Source organism: Flavobacterium sp. LMO6, assembly GCF_009495795.1.
Lineage (GTDB): Bacteria > Bacteroidota > Bacteroidia > Flavobacteriales > Flavobacteriaceae > Flavobacterium.
The window spans coordinates 1-2,277 of record NZ_WIBH01000031.1; the positions used below are offsets into that span (position 1 = coordinate 1).

The 2,277-nt window shown below is 33.3% G+C and carries 1 protein-coding gene; it reads right to left on the reverse strand.

Annotation, left to right across the window (positions count from 1 at the left end; genetic code table 11):
- Window positions 1-2,213: LamG-like jellyroll fold domain-containing protein (locus GFJ99_RS13155; protein WP_153209492.1), on the reverse strand; the 2,213-nt coding region annotated here is incomplete at its 3' end.
- Between the last annotated feature and the right edge of the window lie 64 nt (window positions 2,214-2,277).

The window sequence follows — 2,277 nt, forward strand, 5'->3', positions numbered from 1 at the left end:
TTCTTAGTTGCAATGTTATTGTCTGCATCTTGAATACGAACCATGTACATTCCAGCAGCTAAATCAGAAACATTGATTTGTTTTTGATTTGAAGACAATACTTTTTGCCCTTGAATATTATAAATTTCAACTGATTTTAATTCCAAAGCAGTTTCAATGTTTAATATATTATGAACAGGGTTTGGATACAATGCAACTTCTAAATTGTTTGAATTAAAGCTTTCTGAAGTCAAAGCGTTGTTTGTGTATAAGCTAGAAACTTCTGTTGCATTTAAAGCGTAATTATAAATTTTTAGGTCATCAATTGCACCATTAAAATAGTTATAACCAGCACCTTCTGTTAATCCAAGTTTAAAAATATTTGAGTTATTTATTGTATTAAAAGCTTTTACACCTGAACTAAATAAAACACCATTTTTATATACTTTCGCTGTTGTTCCATCATAAGTACAAACATAATGTATCCAAGTATTGTTTGTATTTGTATCTGCTGTTTCTAAATTAGCTCCTGCATTAGCAAAGTAAAGTGTTGTTGTTGGTCTAAAAGCTAGTCCGTTGCCATTTGCTGAATTTCCATAATGAAACACATAATTAATTTGACTATTAAGAACATTCGTTTTTGCCCACACAGAAATTGTTCTACTTGTAGAGTTGTAAGGTAGTCCTAAAATAGTTGCAAATGTTCCTTGATTATTTATACTAAGTGCTGCTGATATATTTCCATGTCTGTCTGTTGTAAATGAAGTTCCTGCATTTGCTTGAAATGGATTAGTCCCTAAAATATTATTATACGTATTATCAAAATTATATTCTGCAATCGCCACTAATGCCGTTGTTGTAAAACTACCTATTGCACTTGTCGTTGTACCGGCAGAATTTGAAGCTTCTATTTGATAGTAGTAAGTTGTATTTGATGATAATCCTTGAATTTGTGCAGAGCCAGACGTTGCCAATGAACCACTTGCAGAAAAACCCGTTACTTGACTTGATAAATTTCCACTTGTTAAACCGTACTTTACAATTGAAGTTGTAGCGCCATTATTAGCATTTAAACTATAATTTACAGTTGCTTCATTTGTTAAAATTGTAGGGACTGAAATTAAAGAAATTGTTGGCGCCGTTATTGGCAATGAATTGTTTGTATATAAACTAGTTACATCTGCTTGACTTAATGCATAATTATAAATTTTCAGATCATCTATGGCACCATTAAAATAATTTACCCCACCCGATTCGGTCAAACCAAGTCTAAAGGTATTTGAATTATTTATTATGTTCCATGCTAGAGCACTGTCAGAAAGCAAAACTCCGTCTTTGTAAACTTTCGCTGTAGTGCCGTCATATGTACAAACATAATGTGCCCAAGGTGCACTTATGCTTGAAGCTGCCGTTAAATTTCCTCCTGAACCAGCAAAAAAAAGTGTTTCAGCCGTTCTGAAAGCAAGTCCATTACCACCAGCGGTATTACCATAATGAAAAACATAGTTAATAGTAGGGTTTATAACATTAGCTTTTGCCCAAACAGATATTGATTTACTGCTTGCACCATAAGGAAGTCCTGGAAAATTAGCCGTAGTCCCTGTATTATTTATATTAATAGCACCATTTGCATTTCCGAATCGATCTGTAGCGAAAGAAGTTCCTGCATTTGATAAAAATGGATTGCGACCTATAGTATTGTTGTAAGTACTATCAAAATTATACTCGGCAATAGCGTGAGGTAAACTTTCTTGTACTGAAAAATTATCCATAAAAAAAGTAAATGTGCCGCTTGTGCAATACAAAGTTACTTTAAAAACTACATTAGTTCCCGCTGGGATAGTTCCTGCTGGAATTATAGCTGCAAGTCCAAAACAAGTTGGTGACATTACATTATTTGTAAGATCAATCCAGCTATTGGTAGCGAAATTATAATATTGAAGGTATATAACTGCATCCCCAGCTTGATTACTTCTCTTGTAGTCACAAGAAAATGTTATTGTTCCTCCAGTTGAAACATAGGTTGGAGTGGAAATTGAGGCACCTGAACCGAGTCCAAAAGTGTTGAAAAAACTAGAATAAGAACCTGAACAGGAAGATGTATTGGAAACATTGAAACCATTGTTGCCCCAACCAGCAGGGATAGTTCCAGATTCAAATCCTTCAACCACATTGATTTGCGCATTTCCAAACGAAAACACAAAAAAGAAAAATAATAGTAATCTTGTTTTCATGACATGTAATTTTAAAGTTTGATTCAAAAGTACTTGAGTAAAATCATCTTTATAATAGTGAGTT